The organism is Halomonas sp. SpR8 (assembly GCF_031010195.1).
In the GTDB taxonomy this organism is placed as follows: domain Bacteria; phylum Pseudomonadota; class Gammaproteobacteria; order Pseudomonadales; family Halomonadaceae; genus Vreelandella.
Map to the genome: position 1 here is coordinate 240,571 of NZ_JAUAMC010000007.1, position 16,703 is coordinate 257,273.

At 54.0% G+C, this 16,703-nt stretch carries 15 protein-coding genes; 10 read left to right on the top strand and 5 right to left on the bottom strand.

Annotated elements, in window-relative coordinates; all coding sequences use genetic code 11:
- Positions 1-13 precede the first annotated feature (13 nt).
- The gene (moaC, locus tag QT230_RS15320) at positions 14-811 is read left to right on the top strand and encodes a cyclic pyranopterin monophosphate synthase MoaC (protein ID WP_308322850.1); all 798 of its coding nucleotides are present in this window, start codon (positions 14-16) and stop codon (positions 809-811) included.
- 14 nt (positions 812-825) lie between these two features.
- Entirely contained in the window at positions 826-1,287 is a 462-nt protein-coding gene (moaE, locus tag QT230_RS15325) for a molybdopterin synthase catalytic subunit MoaE (protein WP_308322894.1), read from the top strand.
- A 5-nt stretch (positions 1,288-1,292) separates the two neighbouring features.
- Here the strand turns inward: moaE and QT230_RS15330 are convergent, their stop codons facing one another.
- Positions 1,293-2,903 (bottom strand): ribonuclease J, encoded by a 1,611-nt coding sequence (locus QT230_RS15330; RefSeq protein WP_308322895.1) that lies wholly within the window; start codon positions 2,901-2,903, stop codon positions 1,293-1,295.
- Positions 2,904-3,203: 300 nt separating this feature from the next.
- Here QT230_RS15330 and purU point away from each other — a divergent pair, with 300 nt between their 5' ends.
- Together purU and QT230_RS15340 are read left to right on the top strand one after the other, a co-directional pair.
- The gene (purU, locus tag QT230_RS15335) at positions 3,204-4,058 is read left to right on the top strand and encodes a formyltetrahydrofolate deformylase (RefSeq protein ID WP_308322851.1); all 855 of its coding nucleotides are present in this window, start codon (positions 3,204-3,206) and stop codon (positions 4,056-4,058) included.
- Positions 4,059-4,082: 24 nt separating this feature from the next.
- Entirely contained in the window at positions 4,083-4,754 is a 672-nt protein-coding gene (locus QT230_RS15340; protein ID WP_308322852.1) for an energy-coupling factor ABC transporter permease, read from the top strand.
- 9 nt (positions 4,755-4,763) lie between these two features.
- Here QT230_RS15340 and lexA read toward each other — a convergent pair whose 3' ends face one another.
- Positions 4,764-5,441: a transcriptional repressor LexA gene (gene lexA / locus QT230_RS15345; RefSeq protein ID WP_308322853.1), complete on the bottom strand. Its 678-nt coding sequence runs from the start codon at positions 5,439-5,441 to the stop codon at positions 4,764-4,766.
- Positions 5,442-5,708: 267 nt separating this feature from the next.
- Between lexA and QT230_RS15350 the strand changes: the two genes are divergently transcribed.
- From QT230_RS15350 to QT230_RS15365, 4 genes are all read left to right on the top strand, one after another.
- Positions 5,709-6,401, top strand: coding sequence for a TetR/AcrR family transcriptional regulator (locus tag QT230_RS15350; protein WP_308322854.1), 693 nt, complete (start codon positions 5,709-5,711; stop codon positions 6,399-6,401).
- The gene (locus QT230_RS15355) at positions 6,379-6,915 is read left to right on the top strand and encodes a L,D-transpeptidase (protein ID WP_308322855.1); all 537 of its coding nucleotides are present in this window, start codon (positions 6,379-6,381) and stop codon (positions 6,913-6,915) included. Before QT230_RS15350 ends, QT230_RS15355 begins: the two co-directional genes overlap by 23 nt.
- Positions 6,916-6,998: 83 nt before the next feature.
- On the top strand, positions 6,999-8,009 hold the full coding sequence (nagZ, locus tag QT230_RS15360) for a beta-N-acetylhexosaminidase (RefSeq protein WP_308322856.1): 1,011 nt from the start codon (positions 6,999-7,001) through the stop codon (positions 8,007-8,009).
- 69 nt (positions 8,010-8,078) lie between these two features.
- Entirely contained in the window at positions 8,079-8,657 is a 579-nt protein-coding gene (locus tag QT230_RS15365) for a hypoxanthine-guanine phosphoribosyltransferase (RefSeq protein ID WP_308322857.1), read from the top strand.
- Between the two features lie 27 nt (positions 8,658-8,684).
- On the opposite strand, the gene QT230_RS15370 is transcribed toward QT230_RS15365, so the two are convergent.
- Positions 8,685-9,518: a pyruvate, water dikinase regulatory protein gene (locus tag QT230_RS15370; protein ID WP_308322858.1), complete on the bottom strand. Its 834-nt coding sequence runs from the start codon at positions 9,516-9,518 to the stop codon at positions 8,685-8,687.
- Positions 9,519-9,845: 327 nt separating this feature from the next.
- Between QT230_RS15370 and ppsA the strand changes: the two genes are divergently transcribed.
- Both ppsA and ggt read left to right on the top strand, forming a co-directional pair.
- On the top strand, positions 9,846-12,221 hold the full coding sequence (gene ppsA / locus QT230_RS15375) for a phosphoenolpyruvate synthase (RefSeq protein ID WP_308322860.1): 2,376 nt from the start codon (positions 9,846-9,848) through the stop codon (positions 12,219-12,221).
- 139 nt (positions 12,222-12,360) lie between these two features.
- Positions 12,361-14,151 (top strand): gamma-glutamyltransferase, encoded by a 1,791-nt coding sequence (gene ggt, locus QT230_RS15380; RefSeq protein WP_308322896.1) that lies wholly within the window; start codon positions 12,361-12,363, stop codon positions 14,149-14,151.
- Positions 14,152-14,158: 7 nt separating this feature from the next.
- Here the strand turns inward: ggt and QT230_RS15385 are convergent, their stop codons facing one another.
- Both QT230_RS15385 and rraA read right to left on the bottom strand, forming a co-directional pair.
- Entirely contained in the window at positions 14,159-16,102 is a 1,944-nt protein-coding gene (locus QT230_RS15385) for a glycerophosphodiester phosphodiesterase family protein (protein ID WP_308322861.1), read from the bottom strand.
- Between the two features lie 42 nt (positions 16,103-16,144).
- A complete protein-coding gene (rraA, locus tag QT230_RS15390) occupies positions 16,145-16,642 on the bottom strand; it encodes a ribonuclease E activity regulator RraA (protein WP_374694473.1) in 498 nt (165 codons plus the stop codon).
- Positions 16,643-16,703 lie beyond the last annotated feature (61 nt).

Sequence of the window (16,703 nt, forward strand, 5' to 3'; positions counted from 1 at the left end):
AACGGTGACAAACATGCATCTAACCCACCTCAATACGCGTGGCGAAGCCAATATGGTGGATGTCGGCGATAAACAAGAAACGCGTCGTGAAGCTGTCGCTTCGGGGCGTATTGTGATGCAGCCGGAAACTCTGAAATTACTAAGCGACGGTGAATTGCCCAAGGGCGATGTGCTGGCTACCGCGCGTATCGCCGGTATTCAGGCGGCCAAACGCACCCATGAACTGATTCCTCTTTGTCACTCATTGGCCCTTTCAAAAGTGTCGGTTGAGTTTGAGATCGATTTTGCCGATACCTGCGTTCACGTAACGTCACTGTGTCGCTTGAACGGCCGTACCGGGGTTGAAATGGAGGCGTTAACGGCTGTCTCAGTGGCCTGTTTAACGCTTTACGATATGTGTAAAGCGGTCGACAAAAATATGCACATTGAGGCGATTCAGCTTGATAGCAAGCAGGGTGGCCAGCGCGGTGACTATCAGCGGATTAGTACTCAGGCTCCCATTGTCACTGGTGACGGTATGGTCGGTGAAGTCAGTTTGGGCGATCGTTGCTCATCGTCCGGTGTGCGGGTTAAATTTTTGGCTGAACTTCGCGAACGAGTAGGTGAGAGTGAGGCGGTCGTCAGTCTTGATCAACTGACTAGCCGTGACATCAGCGGATTGAAAGCGGCGCTGGCCGAGCGCGATGAGCGATTCAAACAACTCACCGACCAACGTACGCTATGCGCCATCAACCAAGTGATGGCAAACGATGACGCACTGGTGACCAATGATGATGAAGTCGCGTTTTTTCCACCGGTCACAGGGGGCTAAGTGGGGCTATGAAGATGGATATCAAGGTGGCGATTCAAGCAGCGCCTTTCCCCATGCATGACGGCTATGACGATGTTTTGACTGGCCGTAGTGATATTGGCGCGGTGGTGAGCTTTACCGGGCTGGTGCGTGATTTTAATGAAACGCCCGATGTTACTGGGTTGACGCTTGAACACTATCCTGGCATGACCGAGCGCACCTTAATGGAGATTGGTGAACAGGCTTGGCAGCGCTGGTCGCTACAGACGGTGCGCATTATTCATCGAGTAGGCTACTTGCAGCCGGGCGACCCTATTGTGCGAGTACTGGTGGCCAGCGCCCACCGTCGGGAAGCGTTTGAAGCCTGCGATTTTATTATGGATTATCTCAAAACCCAAGCGCCTTTCTGGAAGAAAGAGCACTCTGCACACGGTGAATATTGGGTCAAAGAGCGCCACTCCGATCAACAGGACGCGGCGCGCTGGGCTAGTGATTAGCTGGTTTAGCGATTAGTTATGCTATCTAGGTCGGCGAATTCCGGCATCTCGGCGGCCATAATTTGTAGATGTACGTCGGGCAGATGTTGCATATGATCCGCTAGCCAGCGCACTAGGCGCGGCTGTAGTGCTTGGCGTAAGTCAGCGAGGGTGTCAGCGACTATTTCGTCAAGTTGATCATCCAGCCAATCGCTAAAGCTATCTTCATCCAGCGGGCGGGCGCCCGACGTATCGAGCATTAGGCGGCCAATTCGCGTCCAGCCCGTATCGCTGGCGGTAACCGGTAACGCTAAGTAGAGGCTGCCCCGGCGTGCCGCTTTCGTATCGCTCACCTCTAAGCCAGGGTGGGGGATCACGCTATTCTGGCTGACAATGCAAGGAGGCTGTGGATAGCGTGCTTCGCAGCGTAATCCGTGGCTATCAAAGCAGAGTAGATCACCATTGATTGGCGCTAACGGTGCGCTAATGCCTAACTGTTGAGCAATGGCCTGATGAGACTGCTGGTGCCGCGCTTCGCCATGCACAGGCATCAAGTGTTTTGGTTGAACCCATTGATAGAGCTTAATTAACTCTTCTTGAGCAGGGTGCCCGGTGGCATGGAGTTCAGGGTGGGTAAACTCATCGTATATACGGACCCCTAGATGGGCTAAGCGTTTTTTGAGTTGCTCAATAGGGCGTTCATTGCCGGGAATGGCTTTAGCCGAAAATATAACGTTATCGCCTGGCTGTAGATCGACAAACGGGTGACGCCCCTGCGCAAGGCGCTGAAGCGCTGCGCGCGGCTCTCCCTGACTGCCGGTGGCGATAATCACTACTTCATCCGGGGGTAAGTACCCTAGATCATGGTTGGGCACCAGTGGTGGTAAGTCGTCCATATAGCCCAACCCGCGTGCCACGCTGACCATGCGCTCCATTGAGCGGCCCATTAAGCTAATGCGCCGTCCACACCGCTGCGCTGCGCGGCCAATAGCGAGTACCCGGGCAAGATTACTAGCGAAGCACGAGACCACCACACGGCCCTGACACTCACTGAGGGTTTTTGATAACGCCCGGGCAACATCCCCTTCGCTGCCAGAATGGCCAGGCATAGGGGCGTTGGTCGAGTCACCGACCACTAAATCGATGGGCGCAAGCGCTCTAAATTGCGCGGCGTTTATCGGTGTTCCAATAAGCGGCTCCGGGTCAAGCTTCCAGTCCCCGGTATGTAGAACCCGGTAACCACCCGCGAGCATCATTAGCGCACAGCTTTCCGGTATTGAGTGTGTCAGCAGTAAATAGCGCAGCGTAAAGGGCCCGCTTTCTAGCGCCTCGTTGGGTTCAATAACCTGAATGGCGGCGCTGCTGAGTTGGTGCTCGGCAAACTTCAACCTTAATAGCCCTGCTGCGAGCGGGGTGGCATAGATCGGGCAGTTCCACATGGGCCAGAGCCAGGCAACTGCACCGATATGATCTTCATGGCCGTGGGTAATAAATAGTGCTTTAGGCGTGATGCCTAATGCTTTTGGCGTATCAAGGTTGGGCACTTGAAGCGGAGAGTTAGGTAGATCCTGGCGGATCATCATGCCGCAGTCGACGGCGATCCAGTGATCGTCATAGCCATAAAGCGTTAGATTCATTCCAATCTCACCGCTTCCTCCCAGCGGCAGGATGCGCAGCGGGGGACGACGACGGGGACGAATTTGAACGCGTGGTGAATGCATCAGTAATGAAAAGCCTAAAAAGTAATGCTTTAACTATACGGGAAGGCAGGGGCGGCTAACAATCACCCTTGGCCTTCCGATACACTATGTAGCTTAGTCACCATGCAACTCAGGCACGATGCAACTCAGCTAACGTCTCAAGCCGCTGGTTCAGCGTACGCTTTGTTATGTTGGTTTTTTTATTAGTCAGGTCGAAATAGGTCAAAAGAAGCTCTTATGTCTCATTATTATCGTTTAGTGGTTTCCTGTCCTGATCGGGTCGGTATTGTCGCTCGCGTCTCAAGTTTTATTGCCCAGCAGGGCGGCTCCATCACTGAAGCAAGCCAACACTCCGATCTGGAAACCGGCTGCTTTTTTATGCGTTATGAAATTCTGGCGGATTCGGTAGGCATGTCGGTGGAGGCTCTGCGGGCAGCCTTTGAGCCGGTAGCGAGTGAATTCAATATGCAGTGGGCATTGGTCGATACTCAGAAGCGTCGGCGTGTCGTGTTAATGGTGTCGCGAGAGTCACACTGTTTGGTAGATCTACTTTATCGTTGGCAGGCGGGCGAGTTGGAGTGCGATATTGTCGGGGTAATATCCAACCATGACGATATGCGTTCGCTGACCGAATGGTACGGTATTCCTTACCACTATGTGTCGGTAGACCCTGACAATAAGGAGGCATCTTTTGCCAAGGTTCAGGCAGAGATCGACAGCGCTCGCGCTGACTGCGTGGTACTAGCACGCTATATGCAAATCCTGCCACCCGAGCTGTGCGCGCGCTATACGGGCCGCGTGATCAACATTCACCATAGTTTCCTGCCCTCTTTTGCGGGCGCGAAACCTTACCATCAGGCTTACCAGCGGGGCGTTAAGCTGATTGGCGCGACCTGTCATTACGTGACTGAGGAACTCGATGCAGGCCCCATTATCGAACAGGATATCCATCGTGTTAGCCACTGCCATACGCCTACAGATTTAGTTCGATTTGGGCGCGACGTAGAGAAATCAGTGCTTGCTCGCGGTCTCCGCTGGCATTTAGAGGATCGTGTGCTGGTGCACGGTAATAAAACGGTAGTTTTTAGCTAACGCTCGATAACCAGCGAGGCCGTCATGTCTTTTGCACAAAGCGTATTAGCGCCCTGGGCGCTGATACTCACCTGGCTACTCTCTTTGGGGGTTGTTGGCTGGGCGCTTTCGAGGCGGCCATGGCAGGCATTAATAATGGATCCTGCGCTTCAGCACCGCTGGTTAGGTGCTACGCTAGCGGTAGTGCTGATGTGGCAACTGCGCGCTCAGGCGGTTGACTGGCTGACCCTGCACCTTGTTTTCACCGTATTAATGACACTGGTCTTTAAAGTGCCGTTGGCGTTGATCAGTAACGTGCTGATTAACGTATCGATGGTGGTCATCGGACGTAATGAATGGCTGATGCTGGGTGCGAATGTGCTGGTGACTGGGATTGTGCCTGCGGCGATTATTGGCGCGGTATGGCGGCTGGTCGATCGCCGCCTACCGGATAATTTGATGGTGTTTCTATTTGCCTGCGGCTTTTTTGGCGCAGCTTTGGCCACGCTGGGAACGGGGCTTGCAGCCGTATTGCTGATCATCGTCGCGGGGGCTGACCCTGAAGCAGTTTATCTGGCCAAAGAGTATGCGCGCTTCTTACCGCTGCTAATGCCTTCCGAGGCGTTTATCACCGGTATGCTGCTGAGCATTCTGTTGGTCTACCATCCGAATTGGGTGGCCACTTTTAATGACCACCGCTATATCGACCTGCAGTAGTGTCAGTTACTAGCCGAGCGCCTGACCGTTGCCGCCACGGATCACGCCAACGCCGACGCCTTCGATATCAAGCGATTGTGAGCGTAAATCGATTACGATTGGTGCAAATTCGGCATTCTCAGCAAACAGTGTTACTTGGTGCCCTTGGCGTTTGAAACGTTTTACCGTTACTTCATCCTCCAAGCGGGCAACCACAATCTGGCCATCGCGTACCCGGTCGGTGCGATGTACAGCCAGTAAATCGCCCTCCAAAATGCCAATATCTTTCATCGAAAGACCCCGCACGCGCAGCAGATAATCGGCCTTCGGGGTGAAATACTCCGCGGGTAACGGGCAGTAACGGTCAATATGCTCAGCGGCTAAAATGGGGCTGCCAGCCGCCACTTCGCCAATCACCGGTAAGCCTGTCGGCAGTGTCTCAACATTGGTGGGCAAGGCTGTGACGGGGGAGTCCAGGGCCTCTTGCGGCTCTTGATTGGGCAGGCGGATACCGCGTGAGGTATTGCGAATGATGCGAATAACGCCTTTCCGCTCCAGTGCGCGCAGGTGCTCTTCAGCGGCATTTGGCGAGCGGAAACCAAGCGCTTTGGCAATCTCTGCGCGAGTAGGAGGGTAGCCGAATTCGCCCATTGTCTTAACGATAAAATCAAATACGTGCTGTTGGCGAGAGGTTAGGGGACGCGACATACCAAGCTCCATAAATAGTGAATAGACAGTAACGAATTAAATGACGATTTAGTCTACAAGTGGTTAAGTATACAGTATGTTCCTCTGTCCAGTATATGGCTTGTCAATAGCCATTTTTTGCGACCCGATAATTTTGCTAATTGTTTAAAACTAAGCTTTTCCTTATACAAGGCACCGCCTTTAGTTGGTAAATCAAGCGTTGAGACTGCCTGGGTAATGGAATAGTATTTTACAATGTTTTAAACACCCGTTTCCCTGGAGAACAAAATGGCACAATCTGATACGGTGACCCGTATACTCGATACCGCCGAAGTGCTGTTTGCAGAGCGTGGTTTTGCCGAAACGTCGCTGCGCAACATCACTAGCAAGGCGCGCGTCAATTTAGCCGCAGTGAATTACCATTTCGGCTCTAAAAAGGCGCTTATTCAAGCTGTTTTCTCCCGCTATCTGGATCCCTTTACTCAGCGCTTTCATACCGCGCTTGATGAACTTGAAACTCAGCACGCAGGGCGTGTTATCCCGCTTGAAACACTGCTTGAAAGCATGGCAAGCACGGTGCTTGCAGTGCCTGCCGAGCGCAACAGTTTAAAAGTGTTTATGCGCTTACTGGGCCTAGCTTATAGCCAAGCGCAAGGACATCTCAGGCGCCATATTCAACAAGAGTATGGCGATGTGTTTACCCGCTTTACTGAACTTGTCCGTCAGGCCACCCCTGACTTGCCTGACGCCGAACGCTTTTGGCGGCTACACTTTATGCTCGGTACGGTGATATTTACGCTCTCCGGCCTTGATGCGCTGCGTGATATTGCGGAAAAGGATTACCATGAGCATGTTACCGTGCGTGATTTGGTAAGGCGCTTGCGGCCAGTGGTCGTGGCGGCCATGAATGCACCGTTACCAATGGCCCTTGACGCTGGAAAGCTTGAAGAAGGAAAACATGCGAACGCCCACACTAGCTGAACTACCCCCTATCGAAGATATCTGGTTGGAAATTGACACCACCCAGCAACGTTTGCGCTGTTGGCGAGGGCCGAAAGTGCTGCACGAGTGTTCGATATCGTCAGGTGCAGCGGGTATTGGAGAGCGTGAGGGCAGCGGTAAAACGCCTCATGGGTGGCACTATATACGCGCGGCGATTGGTGGTGATAGGCCGGAAAACGCGGTGTTTCGTGGCCGTCGCTGGACAGGGGAGGTGTATTCGAATGCACTTGCCGAGACGCATCCTGAGCGTGACTGGATTTTGACTCGTATCCTATGGCTGTGTGGTTTGGAAAAAGGCGTCAACCGCGGGGGGCAGGTTGACTCCCAACGGCGCTATATTTACCTGCATGGTACACCTGCCGATCAGCCCATGGGGATGGCCGCTTCCCACGGTTGTATTCGTTTACGTAACCACGATTTGCTGTATATCTTTTCATTAGCGCTGCCGGGTACCGCCGTTTGGCTACACGGTGGTCGGCAATCGTTTGACTGATTTTTGCAGCGTTGTTTCGACTTAAATGTGGACACTGTTAGCTGATCGTCTAGAATCATCCCCCTTTTAATGGACCCATCACCATGACTCAACCGTTAGGCCCGGTCATGCTCGACCTTGAAGGCCCGAAATTGACGGCCTCAGAAAAGCGTTTGTTGCTTGAACCGACGGTAGGGGGCGTCATTTTGTTTGCCCGTAATGTCGAGGACGGGTATCAAGTGCGCCAACTGTGTAGTGACATTCGCCGTGTACGAGCTGATTTGTTGCTTGCCGTTGACCAGGAAGGCGGCCGTGTTCAGCGCATTAAAAAGGGCTTAACCCGTCTCCCTGCGATGGCGCGCATTGGCGAGTGCTATCGCACTAACCCTGAAGATGGTCTGGCATTAGCAAAAGATGCTGGCTGGCTACTGGGGATGGAAATGGCGGCCTGTGGGCTGGACCTGAGTTTTGCCCCTGTGTTGGATGTAGAGAGCGGTATATCCAGTGTGATTGGCGATCGAAGCTTTAGCAGCGATCCCCAGCATGTAGCACAGCTGGGTAGTGCGTTTATCCAAGGGCTTCACGATGCTGGCATGGCTGCTGTCGGCAAGCACTTCCCTGGCCATGGCGGTGTTGCCGCCGACTCTCATGTGGCCCTGCCGGTGGATGACCGCCCTCTAGAGGTGATTAAACACCACGATCTTGTGCCGTTCACCCATTTAGCCGCGCAGCTAGAAGGGGTCATGCCTGCTCACGTGATTTATAGTGCTTTTGATACGCGCCCAGCAGGTTTTTCACCAAGCTGGCTAGGTATGCTGCGTGAGTCGTTGGGTTTCAAAGGCTGTGTGTTTTCTGATGATTTAAGTATGGCGGGCGCTCATGAAGCGGGTGACCCCAAAGCACGTGCCCAGGCGGCGCTGGCAGCAGGCTGCGATATGCTGCTGGTGTGTAACGACCGAGCCGCCGCGCTTGATGTGATGGAGGCGTGTCAAGGTATTAATACCAAGCGTCCTGCCAAACTGCGTTATAGCCGTGCGCGGCCTGACCTTGATGCGTTAAGCGCGCTGGGCCGTTGGCGTCGTGCTCACGCTAAGTTAGAAGCGCTGGCGGGTTAGACAACGCGCGACGCTATATAAATACTTGTTTACCTCAATGAAATTGATACCCCGCTCTGGAGTTGGTAGATGTCAAAGTTGGATAAAGAGGCGTTAGAGTCGTTGGACTCAATGCGTGAGTTGATGGATAACGCCGACTGTTTGATTTCGCAGCACGAGGTAGAGCGGGCACTTGATCGCATGGCGGAAGAGATTACTCGGGATTTAGGTGATAAGCTGCCGGTATTTTACTGCGTCATGAACGGTGGCTTGATTACCACGGGCCACTTGCTTACCCGTTTAGGCTTTCCACTGGAAGTCGACTATTTGCATGCCACGCGTTACCGCAACGAGCTACGTGGTGGCGAGCTTTTTTGGCGGGTTTCTCCCGAAGTGCCGATGGCCGGTCGTCATGTGGTTATCGTCGATGACATCTTAGACGAAGGCGCTACTCTGGCGGCGATTTTGGCTTACTGTGAAGAAGCTCAGGCGGCGAGTATCACGACCGCCGTGCTGGTCGATAAGCAGCACGACCGTAAAGCAGTGCCTGGTTTGAAGGCCGACTACTGCAGCTTGGAAGTCGCCGACCGCTATGTGTTTGGCTTTGGGATGGATTACAAAGGCTACTGGCGCAACGCCCCGGGTATTTTTGCACCCAAAGGCATGTAAGCTTGAATAGCTAGCGATTTACCCTGCTTAGCGGGGCGAAAAGCGCCTCGCTAAGCCGGTTTCAGCAATCATGCGGGTAGAAATTTCCTCGACAGAAAAGCGCGTCGCATCGATAAACGGTATGTGCATAGTGCGATAGAGTGACTCTGCTTGCTCTACCTCTTGAAGGCACTGATCCATTGAGCTATAGCGGCTATTGGGGCGACGCTCGTTGCGTATCGCCGACAAGCGTCGCGCATCAATCGTTAAGCCAAACAGCTTTTGCCGATGAGGCACTAGTGCCTTGGGTAGTTTCAACATACCATCTTCATCTAAATCGTCTTCCGTCAGCGGGTAGTTAGCCGCCCGAATACCAAACTGCAGCGCCAGATAGAGCGAAGTAGGGGTTTTGCCACAGCGCGAAACGCCGACCAGAATAATATCTGCTTTATCGTATTGGTGAGTGCGCGCGCCATCGTCGTTATCTAGCGCGAAGTGCACGGAGTGGATGCGATCCATATAGACGTCATCGCTGCCAATCGAGTGAGTGCGACCCACGCTATAGGATGAGTGCGTCTCCAGCTCCTGCTCCAGAGGTTCGAGGAATGTTGAAAAAATATCGACTTTGAATCCCGATGCTTGACGAATAACATCGCGAATTTGTTGGTCAACAATGGTGTCGATGATGATTGGACGATACCCGTCCCGATCAGCCGTCGCTTCAATGATGGACGCCAGCGCCTGGGCTTTTTCTACCGTATCGATGTAGGGCTTGGTCTGCATATCGATATCGACATCGCTGAATTGGGCTAGCAAGCTGCGCCCCAAGCTTTCCGCTGTGATGCCGGTACCATCAGAAATAAAAAAAGCCGTGCGCGTCATAACAAAATCCACCCGTGAATAGTTCAGCACATTGTGTGCCGAGCGATTGGTCAGCACAACTGATCTGTGCAGCTAAACGGACCAACTTAACAGTCCAGGTTATCTGGGAAGCTCAGTCCAATATCACAACGGATAATGCGGCTGACTACATAAGTGGTCAAAAAAAGCCTGCTGTTGTAAAAATCCTCCACTCTGTTCGCTATTAGACCAATGGCGAATGCATTGCCGCGGTGCTAGGGTGTCCTAGTGAGTTATCCATGGCCCATTGTCTATGCCCTTAGTGGCTTTATGAGTGGCCGTGCCGATGTCTAAGAGCGAGGGGGTTACGTGGAAGAGTACATTCTGTGGTTCGACCAATTGGGCATGGACGACGTCGAACGCGTAGGTGGTAAGAACGCTTCGCTGGGTGAAATGATCTCTAATCTGTCCGATGCTGGCGTGACGGTTCCCGGTGGCTTTGCTACCACCGCCCATGCTTACCGCGAATTTCTCTCTCATGAAGGGTTGAATGAGCGTATTAATGCTACTTTGGCTCGTCTGGACGTAGACGATGTCAAGGCCTTGGCAGAAGCTGGCCGTGACATTCGCCAATGGATCATCGACACGCCGTTACCCCCTACGTTTGAAGCAGCCCTACGCGATGCCTACGGACTGCTGCAGCAACAGCATCCCCAGTTAAAAGTCGCCGTGCGCAGCTCGGCGACGGCAGAGGATCTACCCGACGCTTCTTTTGCGGGTCAGCAGGAAACTTTTCTTAATATTGAAGGTTTCGACAATATTAAGCGTGCGGTGCACGAAGTATTTGCCTCACTCTTTAATGATCGCGCTATTTCCTACCGCGTGCATCGCGGCTATGCCCATGAGAATGTCGCTTTGTCCGCAGGCGTGCAGAAGATGGTGCGCTCTGAGACCGGCGCGGCAGGTGTCATGTTTACATTAGATACCGAATCCGGCTTTAAGGATGCCGTTTTTGTTACTGGTTCCTGGGGCTTGGGCGAGACCGTGGTGCAGGGCGCCGTTAACCCTGACGAGTTCTATGTACACAAACCGACCCTGGCGGCGGGCCGTCCAGCGGTGCTGCGCCGCAACCTAGGCTCCAAACTGATCAAGATGGTTTATGGCCAGGACGCCAGCGCGGGTAAATCGGTGGAAACTGTCGATGTACCCCATAGCGACCGTGGTCGTTTCTGTATCAATGATCAGCAGGTGATGGACCTGGCCCGTCAGGCGATGACCATTGAGGAGCACTATCAGCGGCCTATGGATATTGAGTGGGCGCTGGATGGCGATGACGGCAAGCTGTATATCGTTCAGGCGCGTCCTGAAACGGTGGTCTCTCAGCAGGAGGGCGGCAAGCTTGAGCGGTTCCAACTGCGCGAAAAGGGGCGCACGCTGATTACCGGAAGGGCGATTGGTCAGCGCATTGGGCGTGGTACCGTGAAAGTGGTGCTCAGCCCTGACGACATGGATAAGATTCACGACGGCGATATTCTGGTCACCGATATGACCGACCCAGATTGGGAGCCGATCATGAAGCGGGCCTCCGCGATCGTTACCAATCGCGGTGGGCGTACCTGCCATGCGGCGATCATTGCCCGCGAGCTAGGAATTCCAGCGGTGGTCGGGTGTGGTGACGCGACGACCCAATTGAAGGAGGGTATCGACGTCACGGTTTCGTGCGCGGAAGGCGACACCGGAAATGTGTATGAGGGGCTGCTGGAGTTTGAGTGCAAAGTCTCCAGTGTCGATGCAATGCCTGAAATCCCCTTCAAAATCATGATGAATGTGGGCAACCCTGATCGCGCTTTTGGTTTTGCCAGTTTGCCCCACGCAGGCGTCGGTTTGGCGCGACTCGAATTTATCATTAACCGCATGATCGGCGTTCATCCCAAAGCGCTGTTGGAGTACGACACGCTGCCGGTGGATTTACAGCAGGTAATCGATCTGCGTACTGCGGGCTATAGCGACCCAGTCAGTTTCTATGTCGATAAATTGGTCGAAGGTATCTCCACACTAGCCGCTGCGTTCCATCCCCAGCGTGTCATCGTGCGGCTATCGGACTTCAAATCCAACGAATACGAAAACCTGATTGGCGGCAAGCTCTATGAACCGGGTGAAGAGAACCCCATGTTGGGCTTCCGGGGGGCGTCGCGTTACATTTCAGAGGCTTTCCGTCCCTGTTTTGAGCTTGAGTGTCGTGCTCTGAAGCGGGTGCGCGAAGAGATGGGCTTTGAGAATATCGAAATCATGGTGCCCTTTGTGCGTACCACCGACGAAGCGCGGGAGGTGGTAGACCTGTTGGCAGCGAACGGTTTGGAGCGTGGCGGCCCGACCGGGTTAAAAGTAATTATGATGTGCGAGCTGCCCGCCAACGCTTTGCTGGCTGATGAGTTCCTAGAGTATTTTGATGGCTTCTCCATTGGTTCAAACGATCTGACTCAGCTAACGCTAGGCCTGGATCGTGACTCGGGTATCGTGGCGCACCTGTTTGACGAGCGTAATGGGGCAGTCAAAAAACTGCTGGCCATGGCAATTCAAGCCTGTAAAGCAAAGGGGAAATATGTCGGTATTTGCGGGCAGGGGCCGTCTGATCATCCCGATCTGGCTAAATGGTTGATGGAGCAGGGTATCGATTCTGTGTCACTCAATCCCGACGCGGTATTGGAAACCTGGTTTATGCTCGCAGGACAAAAAATCGAGTAGTTATATTTATTTTGACTAATTTACGCCCGGCCATTGTGCCGGGCGTTGATGTTTTTATAGGCTACTCTGTTGTAGTTGGTTTTACGGTTTTAAAAATAACCAGATTCTGATGTTTCACAAGTCGCGGGAGAACGCTGTGATGTCCCCAAAACGGGTTAAGTTTGCGCTGCCAAGTTTGCTGGTTTTACCGCTTTATAGCTGGGGGTTTAGCTATGAGGCGCCCTCCATTTCCCCTGAAAGTGAGTCGGGCTATGAAGAGAAGCCCGGTTGGTCAGCTGAGTCGTTTGCTGTGGCTGCAGCTAATCCGCTGGCGACCGATGCGGGTTATCAGGTGCTCAAAGCCGGTGGTAATGCCATCGATGCCGCCATAGCGGTACAGATGGTGCTGAATTTGGTTGAGCCGCAATCGAGCGGTATTGGTGGTGGTGCATTTTTGATGCACTACGACGGCGAGGATGTTCGTGCCTATGACGGTCGCGAAACCGCACCGCAAGGCGTTACCGGTGAGCTATTTCTAGAAAATGGCGAGCCTTTGACATTCAACGACGCGGTCGCAAGTGGTCTTTCGGTAGGCGTGCCCGGCACGCTGAGGATGCTTGAAAAAGCGCACGCTGAGCACGGTGAGTTAGCCTGGGAAGAGTTGTTCACGCCAGCGATTACTTTGGCGGAAAAGGGCTTTGCTGTTAGCAATCGGTTGCATACCAGCCTTGCCAGCGATGAGTTTCTGTCGGAAGACGCTTTGGCGAGCAAATTTTATTACGATGCTGAAGGCGAACCCATCGCCGTGGGTGAAACGCTCAAAAACCCTGCCTTGGCAGAAGTTTTCCGCCGCGTGGCAACGCAAGGCAGTGCCGCTCTCTATGAAGGCGCAGTGGCAGAAGATATTGTCCAGCGGGTGCAAAATCACCCTAAGCGCCCAGGTAGTTTAACGGTTGAGGACATGAGCGGTTATGAGGCGCTTGATCGTGAACCGATTTGCACTCCCTGGCAGCAGTGGGAAGTGTGCGGTTTTCCCCCGCCTTCTTCGGGGCATCTCACTGTAATGCAGATTTTGGGTATGCTTGACCAACAGCCGATGCTTGAAGCGCCGTTAGATAATGGCGTTTCAAGCAGCGGGTGGCTACATCAGTTTTTAGAGGCTTCACGTTTGGCGTTTGCTGATCGAGGCCGCTACATAGCCGATCCTGATTTTGTCGAGGCGCCGGGCGGTGACTGGTCGTCGATGCTGGCTCCCGCATATCTAGAGCAACGCAGTGCCCTGATTAAAGAGATGAGCATGGGTGACAGCGCTGAACCGGGCAACCCTGGTGAGCTGGCCGTTAGTTGGGCTAGTCAGCCAGAACAGCCTGAGTACGGTACCAGCCATATCAGTATTATCGATGAGGATGGTAATTCGGTTGCCATGACTACCACCATCGAGCAGGCGTTTGGTTCGCGGATTCTTTCGGATGGAGGGACAGGTCTAGCCGGTGGTTTCTTGCTTAATAACGAGCTCACCGATTTCTCGTTTGAGCCTGAAGTGGATGGCGCACCGGTCGCTAACCGAGTGGAGCCTGGTAAGCGGCCGCGTTCCAGCATGAGCCCCACGCTGGTGTTTGATCAGGAAAGCGGTGAGTTAGTGGCGAGCTTGGGGTCACCCGGTGGTGCGGCGATTATTCACTACACCGCTCGTACGCTATTAGCGCTGCGTGATTGGGGGCTGAGTGCACAGGAGGCGCTGAATCTTCCCCATGCGATTACGCTAGGCGGCGATGTGTTTGTCGAAGAAGGACGTTTTCCTGAAACAACCATCGACGCGCTGCGCGAACGAGGCCACACGGTGAGCGAACGTGAGCTAACCAGCGGCCTTCAGGCAATCATGCGCCTTAAAGACGGCACTCTGTTTGGTGGGGCTGACCCGCGGCGTGAGGGCGTGGTGATGGGCGATTAAGTCAATCCTATTGGCGCAGCCAGTTGCGCAGCTTCACCAGCATTAACGCACCGTCGCTTAATTCGCGGCGGTCATGAATAAGTTCGGTTAAGCGATCTGGGTAGTCGGTAATGATTGCATCGACACCCAGATCGATCAGCGTCGACATTCGGGCGCGATCATTGACTGTCCAGGCGTGTATTTCGTAGCCATATAGGCGCGCTAAGCGTATTTCCCCTTGCGTGATACGGTTATGCCGTAGACCCAGTGCATCAAAGTCGCGCCGATCCAGTGTGCCGGGCAGAATAAGCTGGGCCAGTAAGGTAACGCGCAGCGCTGGCGCGTGGTCATTAAGGTATTCCAACAGTGATGGCGACATGGTGGCCATACGCATGTCCATTAGCGCATTAGGGAAACCGCAAGCCGTATAACCGTCGAAAGCGCTTTGTTGGGTCGCCCAGCAGCGATAGCGCACGTCACTCTCTGCATTCAAGGCGTCAATAACGGCATCGGCCAAGGCCTGCTCTTGGCCTGGTAGAGGCTTGATATCAATCATTAACCCCGCTTTGCCACGAACGCTTTTGAGTGCCTCGTCCAAGCCGGGAATGTTCTCGCCTTGAAAAGCATCGCCAAACCAACTGCCTACATCGAATTGGCTAAGTTGCTCTCGGGTCAGTTCTCCAAACTCGCGATTATCGCCGGTTAACCGTGCCATGCTGCGGTCATGATAGAGCATTACCTGGTGGTCGCTGCTCAAACGCACGTCAATTTCAATATAGTCAGCGCCATCGATCAGCGACTGCTCCAACGCGGCCAGGGTATTTTCAGGCGCCACCATGGAACTGCCGCGATGAGCAATGACTGCGACGTTGTCGCGTATTTCAAAGCTATTCAGAATCCACCACGCTTGAAGGCCGGCAAAAATAAGCACACTGAGTTCAACCGCCCAGGCCAGTTTGCCTGCGTTAATGTCCCCAGCAGGAGCCGCTGGGCGGGGTTCGCTGTGGGCCAACTGCATATACAGACAGGCGGAAAGCAGCGCATTGGCGGCAATACCGATAAAAGTAATGGCCAGAGTGACCAGCACATAGCCGAGTAAGTAGGCGAGCATCGCCGGGATAAGCACGGCATTATGCTCAGGTAGCCACCACAGCAGCGGCGTAAATAGCCGGTCAAACAGTAGTGTCACCAACAGCGGCAAACTGACAATCAGCACTAAGAGTAGAAGCACCGCAGCGCCAATGGAGCGACGCCAGCCTCGAGTCAGGGTTACGCTGCGTTTGAGTGCCTGCCACGGGTTGCTGCGTTCAAGGGCTACTAGGGGCAGCGCTAGTAGCCAACGCAGGTAGAGCCATGCCGCTGCCCACATCCAGGCGATAATTAGCGGCAGTGCGCAGGCAATGAAATACCACAGTGCGGGAGGGCGCACACGTTGTAGATAGTAGGGGTCTATACCGCTTAGCCAGATATCGTAAAGCCATGCCAGCCCGGTCATAAAGGGGGCCAGCAGTAATAAGTGGGTGCCTACCTGGAGTATGACCAGGCCCGTTAGAGCAGGCAGCCGTCGGGTGCTCAGCCAGAGTGCTTCGAGGGCTAGCCGATAGTGGTTGTCGCGGGGCCTGACGGCCACCTGCAGCATGCCCGCCTGCTGCCAGTAAATAATCACAAAAGTGAACCCAAGACCTACCAGCATGCCGACCAGTCCCAGCGGGCTGAAGAGTAGCGCAATCAACTCGCCGTTGGTGACCACGGTGCGGTTGAGCTGGGCCAGTAGTCCACGCGTCACCCAGGTGATCGCTGGCAGCAGTAAGGCTGAGGCGAGTAGGGTAAAAAATAGGTGGTAGGCGATCAGTGGGCGAAGATGATCGCGCAACGTGCGTAGTAAGGCAGAGCCAAGGTAGGTCAAAGGCTGCATCGTCATTAAACGGTAAGGATGAGCCACCAGGGTGGCAGTAACCGCCACACCTGGCAAGGGGCTCTATTTAAAACAAACTTCGTCAATACAACGTTGTTGTTAAGCAAGCAGCAGCTCATGCTCAGCAACAATAATGCCGTTGTTATCTGCGTACAGCCACTGGCCGGGCCGCAGGGTGACACCGGCAAAGGTGACATCCATATCACGCTGTCCTTCGCCGCGTTTTTCACTTTTGCGCGGGTGGCTGCCCAGCGCCTGAACCCCGATCGGTAGGGTGGCGAGTATATCCACATCGCGCACGCAGCCGTACATGACGACGCCCGCCCAGCCGTTGGCAACGGCCTGCTCGGCGAGCATATCGCCCAGCATGGCGCAGCGGTGTGAACCTCCCGCATCAACCACCAGCACCGCGCCGTTGCCCGCCTCGGCGACAGCTTGCTTCACCATTGAGTTATCTTCAAAGCACTTTATCGTACGAATAGGGCCATAAAAGGCGTCAAGGCCGCCAAAGTTGGCAAACAAGGGTTCAAGTACTGCCACTTCTGGATGTGCATCGCAGAGATCGGGCGTCACTATTTCAATCGAGTCCGTCATCATGTGCTCCGTTTAGAGTGTTTAGTGTCAGCATAGGCAGCTAACCGGGCCGTGCAAAAAAAAC

Bases quoted from the DNA above. Each gene is read 5' to 3' on its own strand.
- QT230_RS15340 (WP_308322852.1), top strand. From the start codon at position 4,083: ATGTCTTTTGCACAAAGCGTATTAGCGCCCTGGGCGCTGATACTCACC.
- QT230_RS15330 (WP_308322895.1), bottom strand. From the start codon at position 2,903: ATGAATCTAACGCTTTATGGCTATGACGATCACTGGATCGCCGTCGAC.
- moaE (WP_308322894.1), top strand. From the start codon at position 826: ATGGATATCAAGGTGGCGATTCAAGCAGCGCCTTTCCCCATGCATGAC.
- QT230_RS15365 (WP_308322857.1), top strand. From the start codon at position 8,079: ATGTCAAAGTTGGATAAAGAGGCGTTAGAGTCGTTGGACTCAATGCGT.
- purU (WP_308322851.1), top strand. From the start codon at position 3,204: ATGTCTCATTATTATCGTTTAGTGGTTTCCTGTCCTGATCGGGTCGGT.
- lexA (WP_308322853.1), bottom strand. From the start codon at position 5,441: ATGTCGCGTCCCCTAACCTCTCGCCAACAGCACGTATTTGATTTTATC.
- QT230_RS15350 (WP_308322854.1), top strand. From the start codon at position 5,709: ATGGCACAATCTGATACGGTGACCCGTATACTCGATACCGCCGAAGTG.
- QT230_RS15355 (WP_308322855.1), top strand. From the start codon at position 6,379: ATGCGAACGCCCACACTAGCTGAACTACCCCCTATCGAAGATATCTGG.
- moaC (WP_308322850.1), top strand. From the start codon at position 14: ATGCATCTAACCCACCTCAATACGCGTGGCGAAGCCAATATGGTGGAT.
- nagZ (WP_308322856.1), top strand. From the start codon at position 6,999: ATGACTCAACCGTTAGGCCCGGTCATGCTCGACCTTGAAGGCCCGAAA.
- rraA (WP_374694473.1), bottom strand. From the start codon at position 16,642: ATGATGACGGACTCGATTGAAATAGTGACGCCCGATCTCTGCGATGCA.
- ggt (WP_308322896.1), top strand. From the start codon at position 12,361: ATGTCCCCAAAACGGGTTAAGTTTGCGCTGCCAAGTTTGCTGGTTTTA.
- QT230_RS15370 (WP_308322858.1), bottom strand. From the start codon at position 9,518: ATGACGCGCACGGCTTTTTTTATTTCTGATGGTACCGGCATCACAGCG.